Source organism: Pantoea cypripedii (genome assembly GCF_002095535.1).
GTDB classification, from domain to species: Bacteria; Pseudomonadota; Gammaproteobacteria; order Enterobacterales; family Enterobacteriaceae; genus Pantoea; species Pantoea cypripedii.
Window position 1 is genome coordinate 3,257,226 of record NZ_MLJI01000001.1, and the last position, 20,548, is coordinate 3,277,773.

20 protein-coding genes are annotated in these 20,548 nt (G+C 54.8%); 13 read left to right on the forward strand and 7 right to left on the reverse strand.

What is annotated here, in order from left to right; all coding sequences use genetic code 11:
- Positions 1 to 51 precede the first annotated feature (51 nt).
- From HA50_RS15000 to HA50_RS15010, 3 genes are read right to left on the reverse strand one after another with little or no spacing between them, the layout of a single operon-like run.
- On the reverse strand, positions 52 to 837 hold the full coding sequence (locus HA50_RS15000) for an ABC transporter ATP-binding protein (protein ID WP_084876386.1): 786 nt from the start codon (positions 835 to 837) through the stop codon (positions 52 to 54).
- Complete coding sequence (locus tag HA50_RS15005) at positions 837 to 1,682, reverse strand: ABC transporter permease (RefSeq protein WP_084876387.1); 846 nt, start codon at positions 1,680 to 1,682, stop codon at positions 837 to 839. Before HA50_RS15005 ends, HA50_RS15000 begins: the two co-directional genes overlap by 1 nt.
- A 21-nt stretch (positions 1,683 to 1,703) precedes the next feature.
- On the reverse strand, positions 1,704 to 2,663 hold the full coding sequence (locus HA50_RS15010; RefSeq protein WP_084876388.1) for an ABC transporter substrate-binding protein: 960 nt from the start codon (positions 2,661 to 2,663) through the stop codon (positions 1,704 to 1,706).
- A 216-nt stretch (positions 2,664 to 2,879) separates the two neighbouring features.
- Between HA50_RS15010 and speG the strand changes: the two genes are divergently transcribed.
- Positions 2,880 to 3,425 carry a spermidine N1-acetyltransferase gene (gene speG / locus HA50_RS15015; RefSeq protein WP_084876389.1) on the forward strand — a complete coding sequence of 182 codons (546 nt, stop codon included), beginning with the start codon at positions 2,880 to 2,882 and terminating at the stop codon, positions 3,423 to 3,425.
- Positions 3,426 to 3,461: 36 nt separating this feature from the next.
- Here the strand turns inward: speG and HA50_RS15020 are convergent, their stop codons facing one another.
- The 4 genes from HA50_RS15020 to HA50_RS15035 all read right to left on the reverse strand — a co-directional run bounded on the left by HA50_RS15020 (position 3,462) and on the right by HA50_RS15035 (position 6,790).
- A complete protein-coding gene (locus HA50_RS15020) occupies positions 3,462 to 3,881 on the reverse strand; it encodes a hypothetical protein (protein WP_084876390.1) in 420 nt (139 codons plus the stop codon).
- 96 nt (positions 3,882 to 3,977) lie between these two features.
- Positions 3,978 to 4,913 carry a homocysteine S-methyltransferase gene (gene mmuM, locus HA50_RS15025; RefSeq protein ID WP_084876391.1) on the reverse strand — a complete coding sequence of 312 codons (936 nt, stop codon included), beginning with the start codon at positions 4,911 to 4,913 and terminating at the stop codon, positions 3,978 to 3,980.
- A complete protein-coding gene (mmuP, locus tag HA50_RS15030; protein ID WP_084876392.1) occupies positions 4,903 to 6,318 on the reverse strand; it encodes an S-methylmethionine permease in 1,416 nt (471 codons plus the stop codon). Before mmuP ends, mmuM begins: the two co-directional genes overlap by 11 nt.
- Positions 6,319 to 6,451: 133 nt before the next feature.
- Positions 6,452 to 6,790, reverse strand: coding sequence for a DUF2002 family protein (locus tag HA50_RS15035; RefSeq protein ID WP_084876393.1), 339 nt, complete (start codon positions 6,788 to 6,790; stop codon positions 6,452 to 6,454).
- Positions 6,791 to 6,938: 148 nt separating this feature from the next.
- Here HA50_RS15035 and HA50_RS15040 point away from each other — a divergent pair, with 148 nt between their 5' ends.
- From HA50_RS15040 to emrB, 12 genes are all read left to right on the forward strand, one after another.
- Entirely contained in the window at positions 6,939 to 7,253 is a 315-nt protein-coding gene (locus HA50_RS15040; protein ID WP_084876394.1) for a DUF883 family protein, read from the forward strand.
- 356 nt (positions 7,254 to 7,609) lie between these two features.
- Positions 7,610 to 7,852: a redoxin NrdH gene (locus HA50_RS15045; protein ID WP_084876395.1), complete on the forward strand. Its 243-nt coding sequence runs from the start codon at positions 7,610 to 7,612 to the stop codon at positions 7,850 to 7,852.
- A gap of 4 nt (positions 7,853 to 7,856) precedes the next feature.
- Positions 7,857 to 8,291, forward strand: coding sequence for a class Ib ribonucleoside-diphosphate reductase assembly flavoprotein NrdI (nrdI, locus tag HA50_RS15050; RefSeq protein ID WP_084876396.1), 435 nt, complete (start codon positions 7,857 to 7,859; stop codon positions 8,289 to 8,291).
- Positions 8,292 to 8,296: 5 nt separating this feature from the next.
- Positions 8,297 to 10,378 (forward strand): class 1b ribonucleoside-diphosphate reductase subunit alpha, encoded by a 2,082-nt coding sequence (gene nrdE, locus HA50_RS15055; protein WP_244193617.1) that lies wholly within the window; start codon positions 8,297 to 8,299, stop codon positions 10,376 to 10,378.
- Between the two features lie 8 nt (positions 10,379 to 10,386).
- On the forward strand, positions 10,387 to 11,346 hold the full coding sequence (gene nrdF, locus HA50_RS15060) for a class 1b ribonucleoside-diphosphate reductase subunit beta (RefSeq protein WP_084878550.1): 960 nt from the start codon (positions 10,387 to 10,389) through the stop codon (positions 11,344 to 11,346).
- Positions 11,347 to 11,739: 393 nt separating this feature from the next.
- A complete protein-coding gene (gene proV / locus HA50_RS15065) occupies positions 11,740 to 12,927 on the forward strand; it encodes a glycine betaine/L-proline ABC transporter ATP-binding protein ProV (protein WP_084876398.1) in 1,188 nt (395 codons plus the stop codon).
- A gap of 2 nt (positions 12,928 to 12,929) precedes the next feature.
- A complete protein-coding gene (gene proW, locus HA50_RS15070; protein ID WP_084876399.1) occupies positions 12,930 to 14,072 on the forward strand; it encodes a glycine betaine/L-proline ABC transporter permease ProW in 1,143 nt (380 codons plus the stop codon).
- A gap of 63 nt (positions 14,073 to 14,135) precedes the next feature.
- A complete protein-coding gene (gene proX, locus HA50_RS15075) occupies positions 14,136 to 15,131 on the forward strand; it encodes a glycine betaine/L-proline ABC transporter substrate-binding protein ProX (protein WP_084876400.1) in 996 nt (331 codons plus the stop codon).
- A 234-nt stretch (positions 15,132 to 15,365) separates the two neighbouring features.
- Positions 15,366 to 16,544, forward strand: a complete 1,179-nt coding sequence (locus HA50_RS15080) for an MFS transporter (RefSeq protein WP_084876401.1) — start codon at positions 15,366 to 15,368, stop codon at positions 16,542 to 16,544.
- 329 nt (positions 16,545 to 16,873) lie between these two features.
- Positions 16,874 to 17,404: a transcriptional repressor MprA gene (gene mprA, locus HA50_RS15085; protein ID WP_084876402.1), complete on the forward strand. Its 531-nt coding sequence runs from the start codon at positions 16,874 to 16,876 to the stop codon at positions 17,402 to 17,404.
- Positions 17,405 to 17,554: 150 nt separating this feature from the next.
- On the forward strand, positions 17,555 to 18,727 hold the full coding sequence (gene emrA / locus HA50_RS15090) for a multidrug efflux MFS transporter periplasmic adaptor subunit EmrA (protein WP_084876403.1): 1,173 nt from the start codon (positions 17,555 to 17,557) through the stop codon (positions 18,725 to 18,727).
- Positions 18,728 to 18,744: 17 nt separating this feature from the next.
- On the forward strand, positions 18,745 to 20,280 hold the full coding sequence (gene emrB / locus HA50_RS15095; protein WP_084876404.1) for a multidrug efflux MFS transporter permease subunit EmrB: 1,536 nt from the start codon (positions 18,745 to 18,747) through the stop codon (positions 20,278 to 20,280).
- Positions 20,281 to 20,548 lie beyond the last annotated feature (268 nt).

Here is a 20,548-nt window from a genome sequence, read left to right on the forward strand (position 1 = left end):
CCGCTACGATCAGACAGATTTTTGTAGCGGCGCGATTCATCGCGCAATCCGTTAATGCGCCATCGTTTGCAAGGTTTCGCTGCGGATCGACTCGGTAATCTCCGCCTTCAGCGTCATAAACTCCGGTGAAGTTTTAATGGTGTAATCACGGCCACTGTTAAAGTTCACCGCCACTTCCTGTTTGATGCGACCCGGCCGGGCGCTGAAGATCGCCACCTTATTTGCCATAAAGATCGCCTCATCGATGTCGTGCGTAACGAAGAGCACCGTCTTGCGCGATTGCTCCCACACTGACAGCAACAACTCCTGCATCATCACCCGCGTCTGATTATCAAGCGCACCAAAGGGTTCATCCATCAGCAGCACTTTCGGGTCATTCGCCAGCGCACGCGCAATGGCGGTACGCTGCTGCATGCCGCCAGACAACTGGCGGGGATAGTGCTGGGCAAAGCCACGCAGCCCCACCTGTTGGATATAATAATCGCTACGCTCCTTTTGCTGTGCGGCACTCAGGCCACGTTCACGCAGACCAAAGCGGATGTTCTCTTCCACCGTCAGCCACGGGAACAGCGTGTAGCTCTGAAACACCATGCCACGGTCGGCACCGGGGCCATCGACCGGCTGCCCATCAAGCCAGATCTCGCCACGCGTCGGGGTGTCCAGCCCGGCAATGATGCGCAGCAGCGTCGATTTACCACAGCCGGAGGGGCCGAGAATGGTGATGAAATCATTCTCCTCCACCTGATAATGAATCGGCTGCAACGCCAGCGTTTGTTCGCCTTTCGGCCCGGTAAATACGCGTTCCACCCCGCGCACGTTCAGCTTGCTGTGTTTCATCACAGGTTACTCCATGCAAACAAGCGCCGGTTGGCGACTTTGAACAGATAATCAGACACCAAGCCGATACAGCCAATCACGATGATGCCAAAGATAATTTGCCCGGTATTCAGCAGCGCCTGGCTGTCGACAATCATATGGCCGATACCGCTTTCCGAACCGATCAGCTCAGCAACGATCACATAGGTCCATGCCCAGCCGAGTACCAGCCGCAGCAGCTCGGCAATGCCGGGAGCGGCACCGGGGATCAATACCCGACGCACGATGGAACGATTGCTACAGCCCAGCGTATAGGCTGCCTCCACCAGATCGCGTCGCGCGCTGCTGACGGTCACTGCCACCATCAATACGATCTGGAAAAAGGAGCCGATAAAGATGACGAGGATTTTCTGCATTTCACCAATACCGGCCCACAGGATCAGCAGCGGCACAAAGGCCGATGCCGGCAGATAACGACAGAAGGAGACGAAGGGTTCGAGAAAGGCTTCCCACATTTTGTACGAGCCCATCATGATGCCAAGCGGCACCCCGATCAGGGCCGCCAGCAGGAATCCGGCCAGCACGCGCATCACCGTCATACCGATATCCAGCGAAAAGTTATATTCGGTGAATAGCGACACGCCCTGTTGCAACATGGTTATCGGATCGGCAAGGAAAGTTGGCGATACCATGCCACTGAAGGTCACCAGCGCCCATACCGCGACAAACAGCACAAAGAAAGCCACGCCAAGGCCGATACGCAACCGGGTTGAGATCGCTTTTAACGGCACCATCAACGGATTATGCCAGCGGCGTGGTGCATCCGGCAGCGCCGCGGGCGGCGTTACGGGTTGGCTTTTACTCATCTCCATCTCCTGTCTCCCTGATTACTGCACGAAGCTGGCGTCGTACAGGCTCTTCACGTCAGGCATTTTTTTAATCACGCCCGCGCGCAGCAGCAGTTTGCCCGCTTCATCACTAAAGGTTTCGATTTCACCGCTAAAGAATTTTTTGTTCTCTTCAGGACCGGCCCAGCGCAGGTAGCTGGCGGATTCGGCAAACTCTTTGCCGGTGGATTTCACCGCTGCACCCATGATTTCGTTGGATTTATCCGGCTGCTGTTTGATCATCTCCAGCGCATCGTAGTAGCTGGCCACCAGCGCTTTCGCCGCCTGTGGATGCTCTTTCAGGAAGGTGGGAGTACAACCGAGCGTATCCATCACCATCGGGTAATCCAGCGTGGTGGCGAGGATTTTGCCCGCTTTCGGCTGGTTACGAATCACTGACAGGTAAGGTTCGTAGGTCATGGCCGCATCGTTTTGTCCGGCAACAAACGACTGTGCCGCCGCCTGCGGGGCCATGGTCGCCAGCTTGACATCTTTCATCGTCAAACCGTTTTTATCCAGCATCCAGGCCAGCGCAAAGTACGGCGAAGTTCCCGGCGCATCCACGGCGATGGTTTTGCCTTTAAGATCTTTGATGCTGGTGATATCGCTACGGGTTGCCAGGCCATCAGCACCGTAGGATTTATCCAGCTGGACGATTTGCTTGATCGGCACACCGGCCGCATTCCATGAAATATAGGTTTCGACCGTGGTGGCCGCACATTGAATGGTGCCGGAAGCCACCGCCAGATGACGGCTGCTTTGCGGGATCATTTTTACATCGACATCAAGGCCATGCTTTTTGAAGATACCGGCTTTATCTGCCAGCGTCAGCGGAGCAAATCCGGTCCAGCCGGAAATACCGATCGCCACTTTAGTCTCCGCAGCCTGCGCGCCGAGCGCAGACCCCAACATAACGGCTACGGTTAACGCACGAACTGCATGTTGCACTGGCTTACCCATCTTCCACTCCTGTCAAAAGGTGATGAAAAACTACAGTTGTATAGGCTTATCTATACAAGCAAAGCAATGGCTGTGCCAGAAAGCAGATCGAGACTGTGCGGCAGCGCACGCGATGATCGGAAAATGCGTTGCACCGTCGCAGAGCAAGCCAGGGAGCGCATTAACCACTTTGGTGCGGTTATACTCAGCGCATCTTAGTTGAAGAAGGAATGCCGTATGACGGTCAAATTACGTCCGCTGGAGCGGGAAGATCTGCACTTTGTGCATCAGTTAGATAACAACGCCAGCGTGATGCGTTATTGGTTCGAGGAGCCGTATGAAGCCTTCGTCGAGCTGTCGGACCTGTACAACAAACATATTCACGACCAGACCGAACGTCGTTTCGTGGTCGAGCATGATGGACAGAAAACCGGGCTGGTGGAGCTGGTCGAGATTAATCACGTACATCGCCGCGCCGAGTTTCAGATCATTATCGATCCGGCTCATCAGGGGAAAGGACTGGCAACCCAGGCGGCGAAGTTAGCGATGGACTATGGCTTTTCGGTGCTGAATCTCTACAAGCTCTATCTGATTGTCGATCAGGAGAATGAGAAGGCTATCCACATCTACACCAAGCTGGGCTTTGAAGTGGAGGGCGTGTTGAAACACGAGTTTTTCATTAACGGTGCGTACCGTAACACCATCCGCATGTGTATCTTTCAGCATCAATATCTGGCGCAGCATAAAACGCCTGGGGCGATGGTGAAGCCCACCGCGCAATAAGCACGTTGAGGCGCGATTTATCGCGCCTCTGGCTATTTACCCGCGTGCGCCCACCCGGTTAAGAAATGCTTTGGGGTGCTCGGGCTTCAGGTCATACATGCCGCCGTTGAACGGATCGATCAGCAGCCAACCGGGGAAACCGAGCAACGGAATGTTCCCCAGCAAATACCACAGGTTGGCGCTGCCTTCGATCGGCATCGTCACCGGGACATAACCCGGATTCTCCAGCATCACCAGATAGTGTTTCTTACCGAAATAGCTGCCAGTAGATTTTGCCAGCTCGACAGTCTGCGGCGTCACGCCCTGCGCCACGGCATGGCCGGTCTCATCCTGCACGGTGAAATGCGCACCCTGTGGCACGGAGTCAATTCTTACCGATTGCGTTTGGGTGCCAACAATGGTCGCACAGCCGCTTAACAGCAGCGCGCAGGCAGGAAGGAGATGTCGCAGGTTCATAGCAGGTCCGCTTCAGGGTCAGAAGGTACAGTCTAAACTGCCCTTCCGCCCTTTTCACTCGCCTCAATCGCCCTATCAGTGGCGCTTTTCTGCGTGTTATTGCGGTTGACAACAGGCGGCAATCGCCGCGATATCCTGCGGCGTGGTGCGACAGCAGCCGCCAATCAGGCGGGCACCGGCCTGCTGCCACTCCGGGAATTTGTCACGCAGCGTGCAGCCCGAGGGTGCCGAGTGCCAGGTTTTACTGCTGGCATCGTACTGTTCGCCCGAGTTCGGATAGACCAGCAGCGGCTTATCACACAGCGCCTGCAAGGTACGCAGCGCCGGGGTGACGCTCTCCAGTGCTACACAGTTGATTCCCAGCGCCACCACCTGCGGGGCCGCATTGAGCAGCGCCGCGACTTCACTCAGCGGTGTACCATCGCTGATATGCTGTGCATCGCGTAGCGTGAAGGAGAACCAGGCGCTGCTGTCCGGGAACTCCGCCAGCAGGCTGACCAGCGCCTCGGCTTCCGCGAAGGACGGCAACGTTTCGCAGGCCAGCAAATCCACGCCCGCCTCCAGCAAGGCCGCGATGCGTGGACGATGGAACGCCTTCATCTCGTCTGCAGGCAACGCGTAGTCGCCACGATATTCCGCCCCATTGGCGAGAAACGCGCCATACGGCCCCACCGACCCGGCCACCAGCAGTGGTGCGCTGCTACCTGATGCGGCGCGATAGTCATCCCGCGCACGTTTTGCCAGCGTGGCACTCTGGCGGATCAGCGCCAGCGCCTGAGTCTCATCCAATCCACGCTGGGCAAAGCCCTGTGGCGTCGCCTGGTAGCTGGCGGTAATGGCGCAATGGGCACCGGCAGCAAAATAATCGTAATGGACCTGATAGATCAGTTCAGGATTTTCCATCAGCACCTTCGCCGACCATAACGCATCGGCCAGATTGCAGCCGCGTGCTTCCAGTTCGGTTGCCAGCGCACCATCAAGGATCAGAGTGTCGGTTTGAGATAGCGCCTGCGCTATCGGGTTACGCCACATCGTTGGCCTCCTCAGCCTGCAAAGATGATTTACGTCGTTGCGTGACATGGTATGCGGCATAACAGAAGAGAACAAACGGAATCCCGCACCACAGCGCAATCCGTTGCGACGGATCGAAAGCCAGCCCGACACAGGCAAGCAGACACAGCAGGAAACCGAGGATCGGCGTCAGCGGATAGAGTGGCGCACGGTACACCAGATCCTTTAAGGTTCCCCCCTGCTGAAGATGGCGGCGGCGGAACATATAATGTGCAGCGCAGATGCTGAGCCAGACCGCCACCACGGCAAAACCGGAGATAGCGGACAGCGCGACAAATACCGTATCCGGGGCGATCACGCTGGAGAATAGCGCCAGCAGGCCGCCGATCATACTGATGGTAAGCGCCAGTACCGGGATGCCGCGACGATTCACCCGGGCAAAACAGCGCGGCAGAGTGTTCTCATTAGCCAGCGACCACAGCATCCGCCCCGACGCATACAACCCGGAGTTCGCCGCCGACAGGATCGCCGTAAGAATCACGAAGTTGAAGATATCAGCCGCCCAGGGAATGCCGATCTTCTCAAACACCAGCACAAACGGACTTTTCACGATCCCGGCCTGATCCATCGGGATCAGCGCCGCCAGCACCAGCACCGTGCCGATAAAGAAGATGATCAGACGCGCCACTGTGGTACGGATCGCCAGCGGCAGGGCTTTTTGCGGCTGCTCGGTTTCCCCGGCAGCGATGCCTATCAATTCCGTGCCCGAGAAGGCGAAGTTGACTGCCACCATCGTCATCAGAATCGGCAGAGTGCCGTGCGGCAGCCAGCCCGATGCGGTGAGATTATGCAGGCCGGGCGCAGCACTGCCGTCCTTCATCGGGATAAAGCCAAACATCGCCCCTGCGCCGAGAATAATAAAGGCGACAATGGTGATCACCTTGATAATCGAGAACCAGAATTCCCCTTCGGCAAAGAAGCGGGTCGAGACGATATTCAGCAAATAGATGGCGATACAGAACACCAGACACCACACCCAAACCGGGATGGTCGGGAACCAGTACTGCATGCAAAATCCGGCGGCGGTCAGACTGGAACCCAGCGCTACCGTCCAGGTCAGCCAGTAGAGCCAGGCGACGGTATAACCGGTAGCCGGGCTGAGGTAACGCGCAGCATAGACATGGAAAGCCCCGGTTTCCGGCATCGCCACCGCCAGCTCACCGAGACACACCATCACCAGCCACACCACCAGCGCACCAATCAGATAGGCCAGCAGCGTACCGGCGGCACCGGTGGTTGAGATGATGTAGCCGGTATTAAAGAACAGGCCAGTGCCGATAACGCCCCCCAGTGACAGCATCACCAGATGCCGCACTTTCATGGTGCGTTTAAAGTTTTCCTGCGGAGGATTTTGCTCGGATTGCATTATTTTTATCCATATGGACGTCTAAACATCTACATGGAGACAGGGTTATACGCGCCAGCGCAGGGAAATGCAACGTGGCAAAAGGTAAGGATTTTATCGGGTGGGTGCGGCCCCGCACAGGCGGGGCACTGCGTTAGCCGCCGAATACGCCCTGCAAATAGCGCTCCAGCGCGATGCGTGAGCTAAAGCCGTGGGGAATACCGTAATGTTCCTGAGTATCGCCCGCCAGATAGAGAGGAAATTGCGTGTAATGATCGCAGGTTTTCATTTCCGATGCCGGTTCAGCAAAGTTCAGGCTTTTCTCTTTCAGCGTGGGGTGAATAATCAGTGCCGTGCGCCCCATGCGCGCCTCACGGTTGACGTAAACATAGTTGTCGCCACGACGATAGCCATAGATTTTCGGCGTCAGGGTATCCATTTCGAACCCTGCTTTCTCCAGTACGCGCGCAACCTCATCCGGTCGTAAATACATGCTTGCTCCTCTCTGCTCTAGCCTCGCAACCTTACAACAGCCGTGTGGCACAAGGCTTTCGGAATTTTCCATAAAGCCAGGCGAAAACCAGCGTTTGATGATGACTCGTCTACACTAAGTATTACTTTTAAATCAAAGGGAGCGAAAAATGTTTAATCGAACCAGTAAAAACGATGACATTGATATCAATCAGGATGTGAACGAGCTGGCTGATTCGCTGGAAGCGTTACTGAGATCTTACGGCAGTGAAGCCAAAGACGAGGTGGAAAGCGCACGCAGCAAAGCACAGTCGCTGCTGAAACAAACTCGTGCAAAACTGAATGGCAACAACCGGGTTTCGCAGGCTGCACGCGATGCGAGCTATCAGGTTGATGCCTATGTTCATGATAAACCCTGGCACGGTGTCGGCATCGGTGCCGCCGTTGGCCTGGTGATTGGGGCGTTGCTGGTATCACGCCGCTAACCCTCACATCCCTGCAGAGAGCCTCGCACCCTGCGGGGCTTTTTTGTGTCCAGCGATCCCGCCCTGGCTCCCCATGGATTGTTCAATTTCCCGCCTGAATTTGCCTTAAATGCCGTGCTCTGCCCTTTTACAAAATTATTTTTGGGCCGGGAAAGCGCATGATCCCTGGCCTTAGGCGAAATCTGAGGTTCGAAATCACAAAACCCTATATCTGGTGGGCTTGACCGCCACAAACACTACATCTAGTATTTACCTCATCAACTCGCTACCAGATGTCAGCAAGGATGAGGCTCGCAGCAGAAGGATTTTTGCTTCGTATCTCGCATCCTGACCACAACCAGAGGGAAATACGAATCATGCGCATTATTATTTACACTAAGAACAACTGTGTCCAGTGCAACGCCACAAAAAATGCCATGGACCGTAATGGCATCGATTACCAGCTGATTAACCTCGACTCACAACCTGAAGCCATCGACAGCCTGAAATCCCTGGGCTATCGCCAGGTGCCGGTGGTCATGACTCAGGATGATCACTGGAGTGGTTTCCGTCCCGATAAAATCGCCAGCCTGCGCCAGCTCGCTGCTGTCGGGGGATAAGGCGATGTTTCCACTGGTGTATTTTTCCAGCCAGTCGGAGAACACGCACCGATTCATCACCCGTCTGGGCCTGCCTGCACAGCGCATCCCCGTTGATAGCACGCAGCAACTGCATATTGACCAACCCTATATCCTGGTGGTGCCGAGCTACGGCGGCGGCAGCGCGCGGGGTGCGGTGCCCAGACAAGTGATCCAGTTCCTCAATGATGAAGCTAACCGACGCGGTATCCGCGGGGTGATTGCTGCCGGTAACCGCAACTTTGGTGCAGGGTTCTGCCTGGCAGGCGACATCATTGCGCAGAAATGTCAGGTTCCCTATCTCTACCGCTTTGAGTTGATGGGAACCCCCGACGATATCGCTAATGTAAAAGCGGGAGTAACCCAATTTTGGCAACGACAGACACCCTCAACGGCACCGGGCTTGATTACCACGCCCTGAACGCGATGCTGAACCTGTATGACGCTGATGGCCGCATCCAGTTCGATAAAGATCACCAAGCCACACAGCAATTTTTCCTGCAACACGTTCAGCCGAATACCGTGCCCTTCGCCTCAGCGGCGGAGCGTCTGCGCTATCTGGTGGCCGAAGGCTACTACGAAGCGGCAGTGCTGAATCAGTACGATTTCACCTTCCTGTGCCAGCTGCACGATGAAGCCGATGCCTGGGGTTTCCGTTTTCATACCTTTCTCGGCGCGTGGAAGTTCTATACCAGCTACACGCTGAAAACCTTCGACGGCAAACGTTATCTGGAGACCTTTGAACAGCGCGCCTGCATGGTGGCGCTGACGCTGGCTCGTGGCAACGAGCAGCTGGCGCGTGAACTGCTGGCAGAGATGCTGAGCGGCCGCTTCCAGCCCGCCACCCCCACCTTCCTTAACTGCGGTAAACAGCAGCGCGGTGAGCTGGTCTCCTGCTTCCTGCTGCGTATCGAAGACAATATGGAATCGATTGGTCGCGCGGTGAACTCGGCGTTGCAGCTTTCCAAGCGTGGCGGCGGTGTGGCCTTCCTGCTGTCAAACCTGCGTGAATCCGGTGCGCCGATTAAGCGCATCGAAAACCAGTCTTCCGGGGTGATCCCGGTGATGAAAATGCTGGAAGATGCGTTTTCTTACGCGAATCAGCTGGGTGCACGTCAGGGGGCGGGAGCGGTATGGCTGAACGCCCATCACCCGGATATCCTGCGTTTCCTCGATACCAAACGCGAAAACGCCGACGAGAAGATCCGTATCAAAACGCTGTCGCTCGGCGTGGTGATCCCCGATATCACTTTCCGTCTGGCGAAAGAGAACCGCGAGATGGCGCTGTTTTCACCCTATGACGTGGAACGCATCTACGGCAAGGCATTCGGCGATATCAGCATCAGCGAGCATTACGATGAAATGCTGGCCGATGACCGTATCCGCAAAACCTTTATTCAGCCGCGTGATTTCTTCCAGACGCTGGCGGAGATTCAGTTCGAATCCGGCTATCCCTACATCATGTATGAGGACAGCGTAAACCGCAGTAACCCGATTGCCGGTCGCATCAATATGAGCAACCTGTGTTCGGAGATTTTGCAGGTCAACAGCGCCAGCGAGTACCACGACGATCTCAGCTATCGCCGCGTTGGCAAAGATATTTCCTGTAACCTCGGCTCACTTAACATCGCCCACGCCATGGATTCACGCAATCTGGCGCAAACCGTGGAAGTGGCGGTACGTGCGCTGACCGCCGTATCCGATATGAGCGAGATAAATTCAGTGCCGTCAGTGGCGGAAGGTAACCGTCGTTCACACGCGGTCGGTCTTGGTCAGATGAACCTGCATGGCTATCTGGCGCGTGAAGGGATGGCCTATGGCTCGGAAGAGGCGCTGGACTTCACCAATCTCTATTTTTACTGCGTCACTTATCACGCGGTACGTACTTCCAACCTGCTGGCGCAGGAGCGTAAACAAAGTTTCGATGGTTTTGCGCAGTCAACCTATGCCAGCGGCCATTATTTCGACAAATACACTGAACGCGCCTGGCAGCCGCGTACTGCACGCGTGGCGCAGCTGTTTGCCGATGCCGGTATCGCGTTGCCGACCCAGGCCGACTGGCAGGCTCTGCGTGCTGCCGTGATGACGCATGGCTTGTATAACCAGAACCTGCAGGCGATCCCGCCAACCGGTTCCATCTCTTATATCAACCACGCCACCTCAAGCATTCACCCGATTGTGTCGCGTATTGAGATCCGCAAAGAAGGCAAAACCGGCCGCGTTTATTATCCGGCACCGTTTATGACCAACGACAATCTGGATTTCTATCAGGATGCGTACCAGATCGGCCCGGAAGCGATTATCGATACCTACGCTGAAGCCACGCAGCATGTGGATCAGGGACTGTCGCTGACGCTGTTTTTCCGCGATGACGTCACCACGCGCGATATCAACAAAGCGCAGATTTATGCGTGGAAGAAAGGCATTAAAACGCTTTATTACATTCGACTGCGCCAGATGGCGCTTCAAGGCACAGAGGTGCAGGGCTGTGTTTCCTGCGCCCTGTGATGAAAACTATGCGATTAAATCAAATTCAAGCGATTAACTGGAACCGCATTCAGGACGAGAAAGACCTTGAGGTGTGGAACCGCCTGACCAGCAACTTCTGGCTACCGGAAAAAGTGCCGTTATCTAACGATCTGCCCGCGTGGCAGACGCTGGATAAACAACAGCAGCAGCTGACCATTCGCGTGTTTACCGGCCTGACATTGCTCGACACCATTCAGAATGTGATCGGTGCGCCAGGGCTAATGGAAGATGCGCTGACGCCTCATGAAGAGGCGGTGCTGTCCAACGTCAGCTTTATGGAAGCGGTGCATGCCCGCTCCTACAGCTCGATTTTCTCCACCCTGTGCAACACGGCGGATGTGGATGCCGCCTACCGCTGGAGTGAAGAGAACGAAGCGCTGCAAAACAAAGCGAAAATTGTGCTGGAGCATTATCGCGCTGACGATCCGCTGAAAAAGAAAATTGCCAGCGTGTTTCTCGAATCGTTCCTGTTCTACTCCGGCTTCTGGCTACCAATGTACTGGTCAAGCCGCGGTAAGCTGACCAACACCGCCGACCTGATTCGTCTGATCATCCGCGACGAAGCGGTGCACGGTTATTACATCGGTTATAAGTATCAGAAAGCACTGGAAAATGTGGATGATGCGCGCCGTGAAGAATTGCAGCAATTCGCCATCGAGCTGCTGCTGGCCCTGTACGAAAACGAGGTGGTGTATACTGAAGCGCTGTATGCCGATGTGGGCTGGGCGGAAGAGGTGAAAACCTTCCTGCATTACAACGCCAATAAGGCGCTGATGAACCTCGGTTATGAAGCGTTATTCCCGGCGGAGCTGACCACGGTTAACCCGGCGATTCTGTCTGCGCTGTCACCCAATGCCGATGAAAACCACGATTTCTTCTCGGGTTCTGGCTCCTCCTACGTGATGGGTAAAGCAGTCGAAACCGAAGACGAAGACTGGAACTTTTAATCCTTTCATATCGGGCTGGCCTCAGCCCGATATTTCCCCTTGCGGCTGTTGGTTATTCCCCCGTTATTTACCCTTTATAACTTCATTCTATTGTCATTTTTTCGTCATTCAAATGGTCCATATATCGCCAGCTAAAGCGTGATTTATCGCCTTTCAGCCAATTATTTCCGTCCAGATGGCATAAATTCGGCAAAAAATTCCGAAAAAATTGATCCTCCCTCATCCCTTGTGAGCACTGGAATTGCGCGCCATTTCATCCGGCAGCGCGCGCCGAATATCGGCCGCAAGGGTTGTCAGATATTCTCATTATGTTACGGTATAGGCCGCTTAATTTTAATCAGGGCCACAACAAGAAATAGCGAAACATCAATTAACCAGGAATTTAATTACTGCATGGCAATTAAACTCGAAGTAAAGAATTTATATAAGATATTTGGTGATCACCCGGAAAGGGCATTTAAACATATTGATAACGGTGAGGGTAAAGAGGCAATTCTGGCGAAAACCGGACTCTCTCTCGGCGTTAAGAATGCCAGTCTGGCCATTGAAGAAGGCGAGATCTTCGTCATCATGGGGCTTTCAGGTTCAGGTAAGTCCACCATGGTTCGCCTTCTCAATCGTCTGATCGAGCCGACACGCGGCCAGGTGATTATTGACGGTGTCGATATTGCACAAATATCGGAAGCTGAACTGCGCGAAGTGCGTAGAAATAAGATCAGCATGGTATTTCAGTCATTTGCCCTGATGCCACATATGACGGTATTAAATAATACCGCCTTTGGCATGGAATTAGCGGGCGTCGCATTGCAGGAACGGCAGGAAAAAGCGCTGGAAGCATTGCGTCAGGTGGGACTGGAAAATTATGCCCATGCGTACCCGGATGAACTTTCCGGTGGTATGCGTCAGCGTGTTGGATTAGCTCGCGCGCTGGCAATCAATCCCGATATATTGTTGATGGATGAAGCCTTCTCCGCACTCGATCCGCTTATTCGTACCGAGATGCAGGATGAGCTGGTGAAATTGCAGGCAAAACATCAGCGTACCATTGTATTTATTTCCCACGATCTCGATGAAGCGATGCGTATTGGCGATCGTATTGCCATTATGCAGGGCGGCGAAGTGGTGCAGGTCGGTACACCGGATGAAATCCTTAATAATCCAGCCAACGATTATGTCCGTACCTTCTTCCGTGGTGTCGATATCAGCCATGTATTTAGTGCCAAAGATATTGCGCGTCGTACTGCCGGGGCACTGATCCGTAAAGCGGCCGGTCTTGGTCCACGCTCAGCCATTAAGCTGTTGCAGGATGAAGATCGCGATTTTGGTTATGTGCTGGAAAAACAGAAATTTATTGGCGTGGTTTCAACTGATTCGCTGAAAGCGGCGTTAGCAGCTGGCGATGGGCTGGACAGCGCACTGCTGGACATTCCGGCTGTTCCTGCGGACACCTCACTGAATGATTTGCTCTCCCATGTGGCTCAGGCACCTTGTGCCGTGCCGGTGGTGGGTGAAGAAAATCAATACGTTGGTGTTATTTCGAAAAGCACGCTGCTGCGCGCTTTAGACCGTGAAGGAGCCTGAGAATGAGTGAACAAAACAGCAATCCGTGGGATAGCGCCAGCCAGGCAGCCACCCCTGATAACAGCGCGGCGGCCAGCAGCAGCGATCCCTGGTCAACCGGTGCCAGCAGCACGCCCGCCGATAGCGGTGCTGCCGCTGCCAGTAGCGGCGGTCATGACGCGGCCAGCAGTGCAGCAAGCAGCAGCGACTGGCTGAGCAGTGCGCCTGCGCCGCAGCCCGAACATTTTAATATCATGGACCCGTTCCATAAGACCATGATCCCGCTCGACAGCTGGGTGACCGAGGGCATCGACTGGGTGGTTAACCACTTCCGTCCGGTGTTCCAGGGCATCCGCGTGCCAGTGGATTACATCCTCAGCGCCTTCCAGCAATTACTGCTGGGGATGCCGGCGCCGGTGGCGATTATCGTGTTTGCGCTGATTGCCTGGCAGATCGCCAGCCCGGCGATGGGTATCGCCACCCTGATTTCGCTGGTGCTGATTGGTGCGATTGGAGCCTGGTCGCAGGCAATGGTGACGCTGGCGCTGGTGCTCACCGCCCTGCTGTTCTGCATCATTATTGGTTTGCCACTCGGCATCTGGCTGGCACGCAGCGAACGCGCTGCCCGTATCATCCGCCCGCTGCTTGATGCGATGCAAACCACCCCGGCCTTCGTCTATCTGGTGCCGATTGTGATGCTGTTCGGTATTGGTAACGTGCCTGGCGTGGTGGTGACCATTATCTTTGCGCTGCCGCCGATTGTGCGTCTGACCATTCTGGGGATCAAACAAGTCCCGGCTGATCTGATTGAAGCCAGTGAATCCTTTGGTGCCAGCCCGCGTCAGATGCTGTTCAAAGTGCAGCTGCCGCTGGCGATGCCTACCATTATGGCCGGGGTTAACCAGACGCTGATGCTGGCGCTGTCGATGGTGGTGATCGCCTCGATGATTGCCGTCGGCGGCCTTGGCCAGATGGTATTACGCGGGATTGGTCGTCTTGATATGGGCCTCGCCACTGTCGGCGGCGTCGGTATCGTGATCCTCGCCATTATTCTCGACCGTCTGACCCAGTCAGTCGGGCGTGACAGCCGCAGCCGTGGCAATCGCCACTGGTACAGCACCGGCCCGGTCGGCCTGCTGATGCGCCCTTTCAGTAAAAACAAGTAATCCATTTGGGCGGCACCTTGTGGCCGCCCGTCTCCGACGCAACACGTAAAATAAGGAATGACTATGCGCAAGACAGCTCTATTCGCTGCCGTCCTGACGACGTTCGCCGTGACGCACGTGTCCGCCGCCGACCTGCCGGGTAAAGGCATTACCGTTAAGCCGGTGCAGAGCACCATCTCAGAAGAAACCTTTCAGACGCTGCTGGTGAGCCGCGCGCTGGAAAAGCTGGGCTACACCGTAGATAAGCCAAGCGAGGTCGATTACAACGTTGGCTATACCACGATTGCCGAAGGTGATGCCACCTTCACCGCCGTCAACTGGCAGCCGCTGCACGATGATATGTACAAAGCCGCCGGTGGCGACCAAAAGTTCTACCGTGAAGGCACCTACGTGACTGGCGCGGCACAGGGCTATCTGATCGACAAAAAGACCGCTGAAAAATACCACATCAACAATTTTGCCCAGTTAAAAGATCCGAAAATTGCGAAATTGTTCGATACCAATGGTGATGGCAAAGCTGACCTGACCGGATGTACGCCGGGCTGGGGCTGCGAAGCGGTGATTAATCACCAGATCAACGCCTATGGCCTGAGCAATACCGTGGAGCATAACCAGGGTAACTACTCCGCGATGATCGCCGATACCATCACCCGCTTTAAGCAAGGTAAACCGATTCTGTACTACACCTGGACGCCGTACTGGGTGAGCGACGTACTGAAGCCGGGTAAAGATGTGGTATGGCTGCAGGTACCGTTCTCATCACTGCCGGGTGAGCAGAAGAATGTCGATACCAAACTGGCCAACGGTGCCAACTATGGCTTCCCGGTGAACACCATGCACATCGTTGCTAACAAAGCCTGGGCTGAGAAAAACCCGGCAGCGGCGAAACTGTTTGCTGAGATGAAACTGCCGATCTCCGATATCAATGCCGAAAACGCCGCCATGCATAGCGGGCAGTCTTCGGAAGATGATATCAACCGCCACGTTGATGGCTGGATCAAAGGCCATCAGGCTGAGTTCGATAAGTGGGTGCAGGACGCCCTGGCCGCCGCGAAATAAATGTTGCAGGCCGTAGCGGCGCGATTCATCGCGCAATTCCTCGCTCGCTGCCGGAAAAACCCGCGCGATAAATCGCGCCGCTACACGGGAGCCGAATCACCCTATTGGTGATTCGGCTCCCCAATCGATTCGGACGCTATAACGTACTGGTACGTCCTGTTAATTAACACAACAATGAAATAGTTTTTTGGGTTACTATTACCCTATTATGATTATTTGCCTGCTCATCCCGCTATGAATGCTTCCCATCAGGGCCTCAATTCTGCCCTGGTCGCACTGATGTCGGTTGCGACTGGCCTTGCCGTCGCCAGTAACTATTATGTCCAGCCGCTGCTGGATACCATCGCCCACCAGTTTAATCTCTCCGTCAGCCTCGCCGGTTTTATCGTCACCACAGCCCAGCTGGGTTATGCCTGTGGCCTGCTATTGCTGGTGCCATTGGGGGATATGCTGGAGCGCCGTAGCCTGATTGCGTCGATGAGCCTGCTGGCCGCCGGTGGCATGATGATCACCGCGCTCTCCCCTTCTCTGCCCTTTATGCTGCTGGGCACCGTTGTCACCGGGTTATTTTCCGTGGTGGCGCAGATGCTGGTGCCCCTCGCCGCCACCCTGGCTGCGCCCGAAAAACGCGGCAAGGTGGTCGGGACGGTGATGAGTGGTTTGCTGCTGGGTATCCTGCTGGCACGTACCGCCGCAGGGGCACTGGCACAGCTTGGCGGCTGGCGCTGCGTCTATTGGACAGCCAGCGTATTGATGATCCTGATGGCGCTGGCACTGTGGCGCTTTCTGCCGCGCTATAAACAGCATGTGCCGCTGAATTATCCGCAGCTGCTGCGATCCATCTTTAGCCTGTATGCCGGTAATCGGGTGATCCGTACCCGCGCATTAACTGGCTGCCTCAGCTTTGCCAACTTCAGCATGCTTTGGACTTCAATGGCGTTTCTGCTCTCTGCCCAGCCCTATGGCTTTAATGAAGGTGAAATTGGCCTGTTGGGGCTGGTGGGTGCGGCGGGCGCGCTGGCGGCACGTCAGGCGGGTGGCCTCGCCGATAAGGGCAAAGCCAAACTCACCACCAGCGCCGGATTGCTGATTATGCTGGTGGCCTGGCTGGTGACTGCACTGGGCGCACAGCATTTGCTGGCGCTGATTATCGGTATCCTGCTGCTCGATTTAGCTGTGCAGGCGGTGCATATCACCAACCAAAGTGTCATTTATCGCCACAAACCCGAGGCACGTAATCGCCTCAATGCCGGTTATATGACCAGTTATTTTATTGGCGGCGCACTGGGCTCCATCATCTCAGCGAACGCATTTCATCATGCGGGCTGGTATGGCGTTTGTGGGGCGGGTGTGCTGTTCACCGTAATTAACCTATTGATTTGGTGGCGCAATGCGCGTTTCGAAAGTGTTTAGAAAACGTAAAGACCGGACCAAATCAATGAGCAATACTGTTCATCAATGATTGGGTTTGTTATGGTTAGCCAGAGAGTTATTCATCAGGGTTATTTTTTCTCGCGAAATTATTCAACAGTAAAAAGATTTCGCGAGGCGAATTGATAGCATCCCTTGTCTGCGTATCTGTAGCCATCGGATCGGGCCATGTGCCCGGGGTCAGGGAGCGGCCTCGAATCGCCTGGTGTTGACAGTGTGATCCTGCTAACAATCACTCGCGGGAATTATGACTACGCTTAATCTGTCACCATCATTACTATACCAGTTGCAACTAGTGAGGTTTTTTTAGAATGGAAAGTTCGTTTACTCCCATTGAGCAGATGCTAAACATCCGTGCTACTCGCCACAAAGATTTTCCACTGCAGGAAATCATCCTGACGCGTCTGTGCATGCATATGCAGGGCAAACTGCTGGATAATCGCAACAAAATGTTGAAGGCGCAGGGAATTAACGAAACCTTATTCATGGCGCTGATTACCCTGGACGCCCAGGAAAACCAGAGCATCCAGCCATCAGAACTGAGTTCCGCACTGGGTTCTTCCCGTACCAACGCCACACGTATTGCTGACGAACTGGAAAAACGCGGCTGGATTGAGCGTCGTGAAAGCGATAACGATCGCCGTTGCCTGCATCTGCACCTGACAGAAAAAGGTAACGAATTCTTACGTCAGCTGCTGCCACCGCAGCACCAGAGCCTGCAATATCTCTGGTCCTCCCTCTCCTCAGACGAGCAGGGCCAGTTGGAAGCCATTACCCGTAAGCTGCTTAACCGCCTCGACAAAATGGACGAAGACCAACTCATCGCCTCTCTGTCGCGCTAATAGCAAGAAGTGCGACACAATCACCTGTCGAAACCGATATTTTAATCCCCTTTTATCCGGCCAGCGTGTTAAACGCTGGCTTTTTTCGACTCGGGACCCCGTGTTGATGGATCAGCACATCCCGACAAAATGGAAAACGTGGAGAATCAAATGAGTGCGACAGCGGAAGCCCAAAGCCCGCAACAGCCAGCGAATAAAAAGAAGAAGCGTAAAGGTGCGCTGATCCTGCTGGCAATCGTGTTTGTATTAATTGGCGTGGCATATCTGGCTTACTGGTGGGTGGTACTACGGCATTTCCAGGAAACCGATGATGCTTATGTCTCCGGTAACCAGGTGCAGGTGATGGCGCAGGTTTCCGGTAGCGTCAATAAAGTCTGGTTCGATGACACTGACTTCGTCAAAAAAGGGGATGTGCTGGTATCGCTCGATAAAACCGATGCCGAACAGGCATTCGAGAAAGCCCAGACAGCGCTGGCCACCAGCGTTCGTCAGACGCATCAGTTAATGATCACCGGCAAGCAGGACCAGGCCAGCATTAAGTTGCAGCAAACCGCGCTGGAACAGGCTGAAGCAGATCTGAAACGCCGTGAGCCGCTGGGTGCGGCTAACCTGATCGGTCGTGAAGAGTTGCAGCACGCACGCGATGCCGTGGCAACCGCCAAAGCACAGCTCGACGTGGCCGTGCAGCAGTTCAACGCTAATCAGGCGATGATCCTCAACACCTCGCTGGAAAACCAGCCGGCTGTCAAACAAGCCTCTGCTGAACTGCGTGATGCCTGGCTGGCACTGCAACGTACCGATATTCGCAGCCCGATGGATGGCTATGTCTCGCGTCGTAGCGTTCAGGTGGGTTCGCAAATCTCCACCAGCACGCCGTTGCTGGCAGTGGTTCCAGCCACCAATTTGTGGGTAGACGCCAACTTCAAAGAGACCCAGCTGGCAGACGTTCGTATTGGACAGCCTGCGACAGTGGTCAGTGATATCTACGGTGATGATGTGGTGTATCAGGGTAAAGTGGTCGGCCTTGATATGGGCACCGGTAGCGCCTTCTCGCTGCTGCCAGCCCAGAACGCCACCGGTAACTGGATCAAAGTGGTTCAGCGTCTGCCGGTGCGTATCGAACTGGATGCCAAAGAAGTGGCGGATCATCCACTGCGTATCGGTCTGTCCACCCTGGTGAAAGTGGATACCTCGAATAAAGAGGGGGCAACCCTGGCCAGCAGCGTACGTGCTCAGGCCGCTTATGAAAGTAATGCGCTGGCAATCGATTTGACACCGGTTAACCAGATGATCACTGACATCGTTCGTGCCAACGCCGGCTGATAACGCGGGAGGCTGTTATGGCACAAAAACCGCTTGAAGGCGCGCCGTTAGTCCTGATGACCATCGCCCTGTCGCTGGCGACGTTCATGCAGGTACTCGACTCGACTATCGCCAACGTGGCGATTCCGACCATCGCCGGTAATCTCGGTGCCTCGAACTCGCAGGGCACCTGGGTGATCACTTCCTTCGGGGTGGCAAACGCCATCTCGATCCCGATCACCGGTTGGCTGGCGAAACGTGTTGGTGAAGTGAAGCTGTTTACCTGGGCGACCATTTTGTTCGCCCTCGCCTCTTTCGCCTGTGGTGTCTCCGAAAGTCTATCGATGCTGATTTTCTTTCGTGTTATCCAGGGCGTAGTGGCCGGTCCGTTGATTCCTCTATCACAGAGTCTGCTGCTGAATAACTATCCCCCCGCGAAACGCAGTGTAGCGTTATCGCTATGGGCGATGACAGTGATCGTAGCGCCGATCTGTGGGCCAATTCTTGGTGGCTGGATCAGTGATAACTATCACTGGGGCTGGATCTTCTTCATCAACGTGCCGATTGGCGTGGTGGTGGTGATGCTGACGCTGCAAACCCTGCGGGGCCGCGAAACACAAACGGCAAGCCGCCCGATTGATATGGTCGGTCTGGTGTTGCTGGTGGTGGGTATTGGCTGTCTGCAGGTGATGCTGGACCGCGGTAGAGAGCTGGACTGGTTCAGCTCGACGGAGATTATCGTGCTGACAGTCGTCGCCGTGGTCTCCCTTTTGGTGCTACTGGTGTGGGAACTGACCGATGACCATCCGATAGTCGATCTTTCGCTATTTAAATCGCGTAATTTCACCATCGGGTGTTTGTCGATCAGCCTCGCTTACATGCTCTACTTCGGCTCGATCGTGTTGTTGCCGCAGTTATTGCAGGAAGTGTACGGCTACACCGCCACTTGGGCTGGGCTGGCCTCGGCTCCGGTCGGGGTGATTCCGGTGATCCTGTCGCCGATTATCGGGCGCTTTGCACATAAGCTGGATATGCGCCGTCTGGTGACCTTCAGCTTTATTATGTATGCCGTCTGTTTCTACTGGCGCGCGTATACCTTTGAGCCGGGGATGGATTTTGGTGCGTCGGCGTGGCCGCAGTTTATTCAGGGCTTCGCAGTGGCCTGTTTCTTTATGCCACTGACCACCATCACGTTGTCGGGCTTACCGCCGGAACGTATGGCGGCAGCGTCCAGTCTGTCCAACTTCGTGCGTACGCTGGCGGGTTCCATCGGTACCTCGATCACCACCACCATGTGGACCGATCGCGAATCGATGCATCACAGCTATTTGTCGGAGTCGGTCAATGCGTACAACGCCAATTCGCAGCAGATGTACGATCAGCTGGAAAGTCTCGGTATGACCCAGCAGCAGGCCTCTGCGTATATTGCGCAGCAGATCACCAACCAGGGACTGATCATCTCAGCCAACGAGATTTTCTGGGCCTCAGCCGGGGTGTTTATCATTCTGCTGGTGTTGATTTGGTTCGCGCGTCCGCCTTTTGGGGCGGGCGGTGGCGGCGGTGGTGCACACTAAGCCAGAAAGCAAAACGCCTGATGAAGTTCATCAGGCGTTTATTGCGGCAACATGGATATCACGACTTATTTCTTACCTGACAGCTTCACCCTGGTTATTGATTTGGTCTTTCTGGCATGATCTTAGCAATGAGGTAAACAACGAATACCGATAAACCTATCGCAATAAATCGCTCATGCCATGTTTCATAATGAAAAAACCAGTAGCAACACACTAAAATCAATAGCCCTCCGATAATCGAACCAGAAGCTTCTATTAGCGTGTACAT

Excerpts from the sequence above, each read along its gene's own strand:
- HA50_RS15005 (WP_084876387.1), bottom strand. The coding sequence starts at position 1,682 with ATGAGTAAAAGCCAACCCGTAACGCCGCCCGCGGCGCTGCCGGATGCA.
- emrA (WP_084876403.1), top strand. The coding sequence starts at position 17,555 with ATGAGTGCGACAGCGGAAGCCCAAAGCCCGCAACAGCCAGCGAATAAA.
- HA50_RS15010 (WP_084876388.1), bottom strand. The coding sequence starts at position 2,663 with ATGGGTAAGCCAGTGCAACATGCAGTTCGTGCGTTAACCGTAGCCGTT.
- HA50_RS15020 (WP_084876390.1), bottom strand. The coding sequence starts at position 3,881 with ATGAACCTGCGACATCTCCTTCCTGCCTGCGCGCTGCTGTTAAGCGGC.
- proX (WP_084876400.1), top strand. The coding sequence starts at position 14,136 with ATGCGCAAGACAGCTCTATTCGCTGCCGTCCTGACGACGTTCGCCGTG.
- nrdI (WP_084876396.1), top strand. The coding sequence starts at position 7,857 with ATGTTTCCACTGGTGTATTTTTCCAGCCAGTCGGAGAACACGCACCGA.
- speG (WP_084876389.1), top strand. The coding sequence starts at position 2,880 with ATGACGGTCAAATTACGTCCGCTGGAGCGGGAAGATCTGCACTTTGTG.
- mmuM (WP_084876391.1), bottom strand. The coding sequence starts at position 4,913 with ATGTGGCGTAACCCGATAGCGCAGGCGCTATCTCAAACCGACACTCTG.
- HA50_RS15045 (WP_084876395.1), top strand. The coding sequence starts at position 7,610 with ATGCGCATTATTATTTACACTAAGAACAACTGTGTCCAGTGCAACGCC.
- HA50_RS15040 (WP_084876394.1), top strand. The coding sequence starts at position 6,939 with ATGTTTAATCGAACCAGTAAAAACGATGACATTGATATCAATCAGGAT.
- emrB (WP_084876404.1), top strand. The coding sequence starts at position 18,745 with ATGGCACAAAAACCGCTTGAAGGCGCGCCGTTAGTCCTGATGACCATC.
- mprA (WP_084876402.1), top strand. The coding sequence starts at position 16,874 with ATGGAAAGTTCGTTTACTCCCATTGAGCAGATGCTAAACATCCGTGCT.
- HA50_RS15035 (WP_084876393.1), bottom strand. The coding sequence starts at position 6,790 with ATGTATTTACGACCGGATGAGGTTGCGCGCGTACTGGAGAAAGCAGGG.
- HA50_RS15080 (WP_084876401.1), top strand. The coding sequence starts at position 15,366 with ATGAATGCTTCCCATCAGGGCCTCAATTCTGCCCTGGTCGCACTGATG.
- nrdF (WP_084878550.1), top strand. The coding sequence starts at position 10,387 with ATGCGATTAAATCAAATTCAAGCGATTAACTGGAACCGCATTCAGGAC.
- mmuP (WP_084876392.1), bottom strand. The coding sequence starts at position 6,318 with ATGCAATCCGAGCAAAATCCTCCGCAGGAAAACTTTAAACGCACCATG.
- proW (WP_084876399.1), top strand. The coding sequence starts at position 12,930 with ATGAGTGAACAAAACAGCAATCCGTGGGATAGCGCCAGCCAGGCAGCC.
- proV (WP_084876398.1), top strand. The coding sequence starts at position 11,740 with ATGGCAATTAAACTCGAAGTAAAGAATTTATATAAGATATTTGGTGAT.
- HA50_RS15000 (WP_084876386.1), bottom strand. The coding sequence starts at position 837 with ATGAAACACAGCAAGCTGAACGTGCGCGGGGTGGAACGCGTATTTACC.
- nrdE (WP_244193617.1), top strand. The coding sequence starts at position 8,297 with ATGCTGAACCTGTATGACGCTGATGGCCGCATCCAGTTCGATAAAGAT.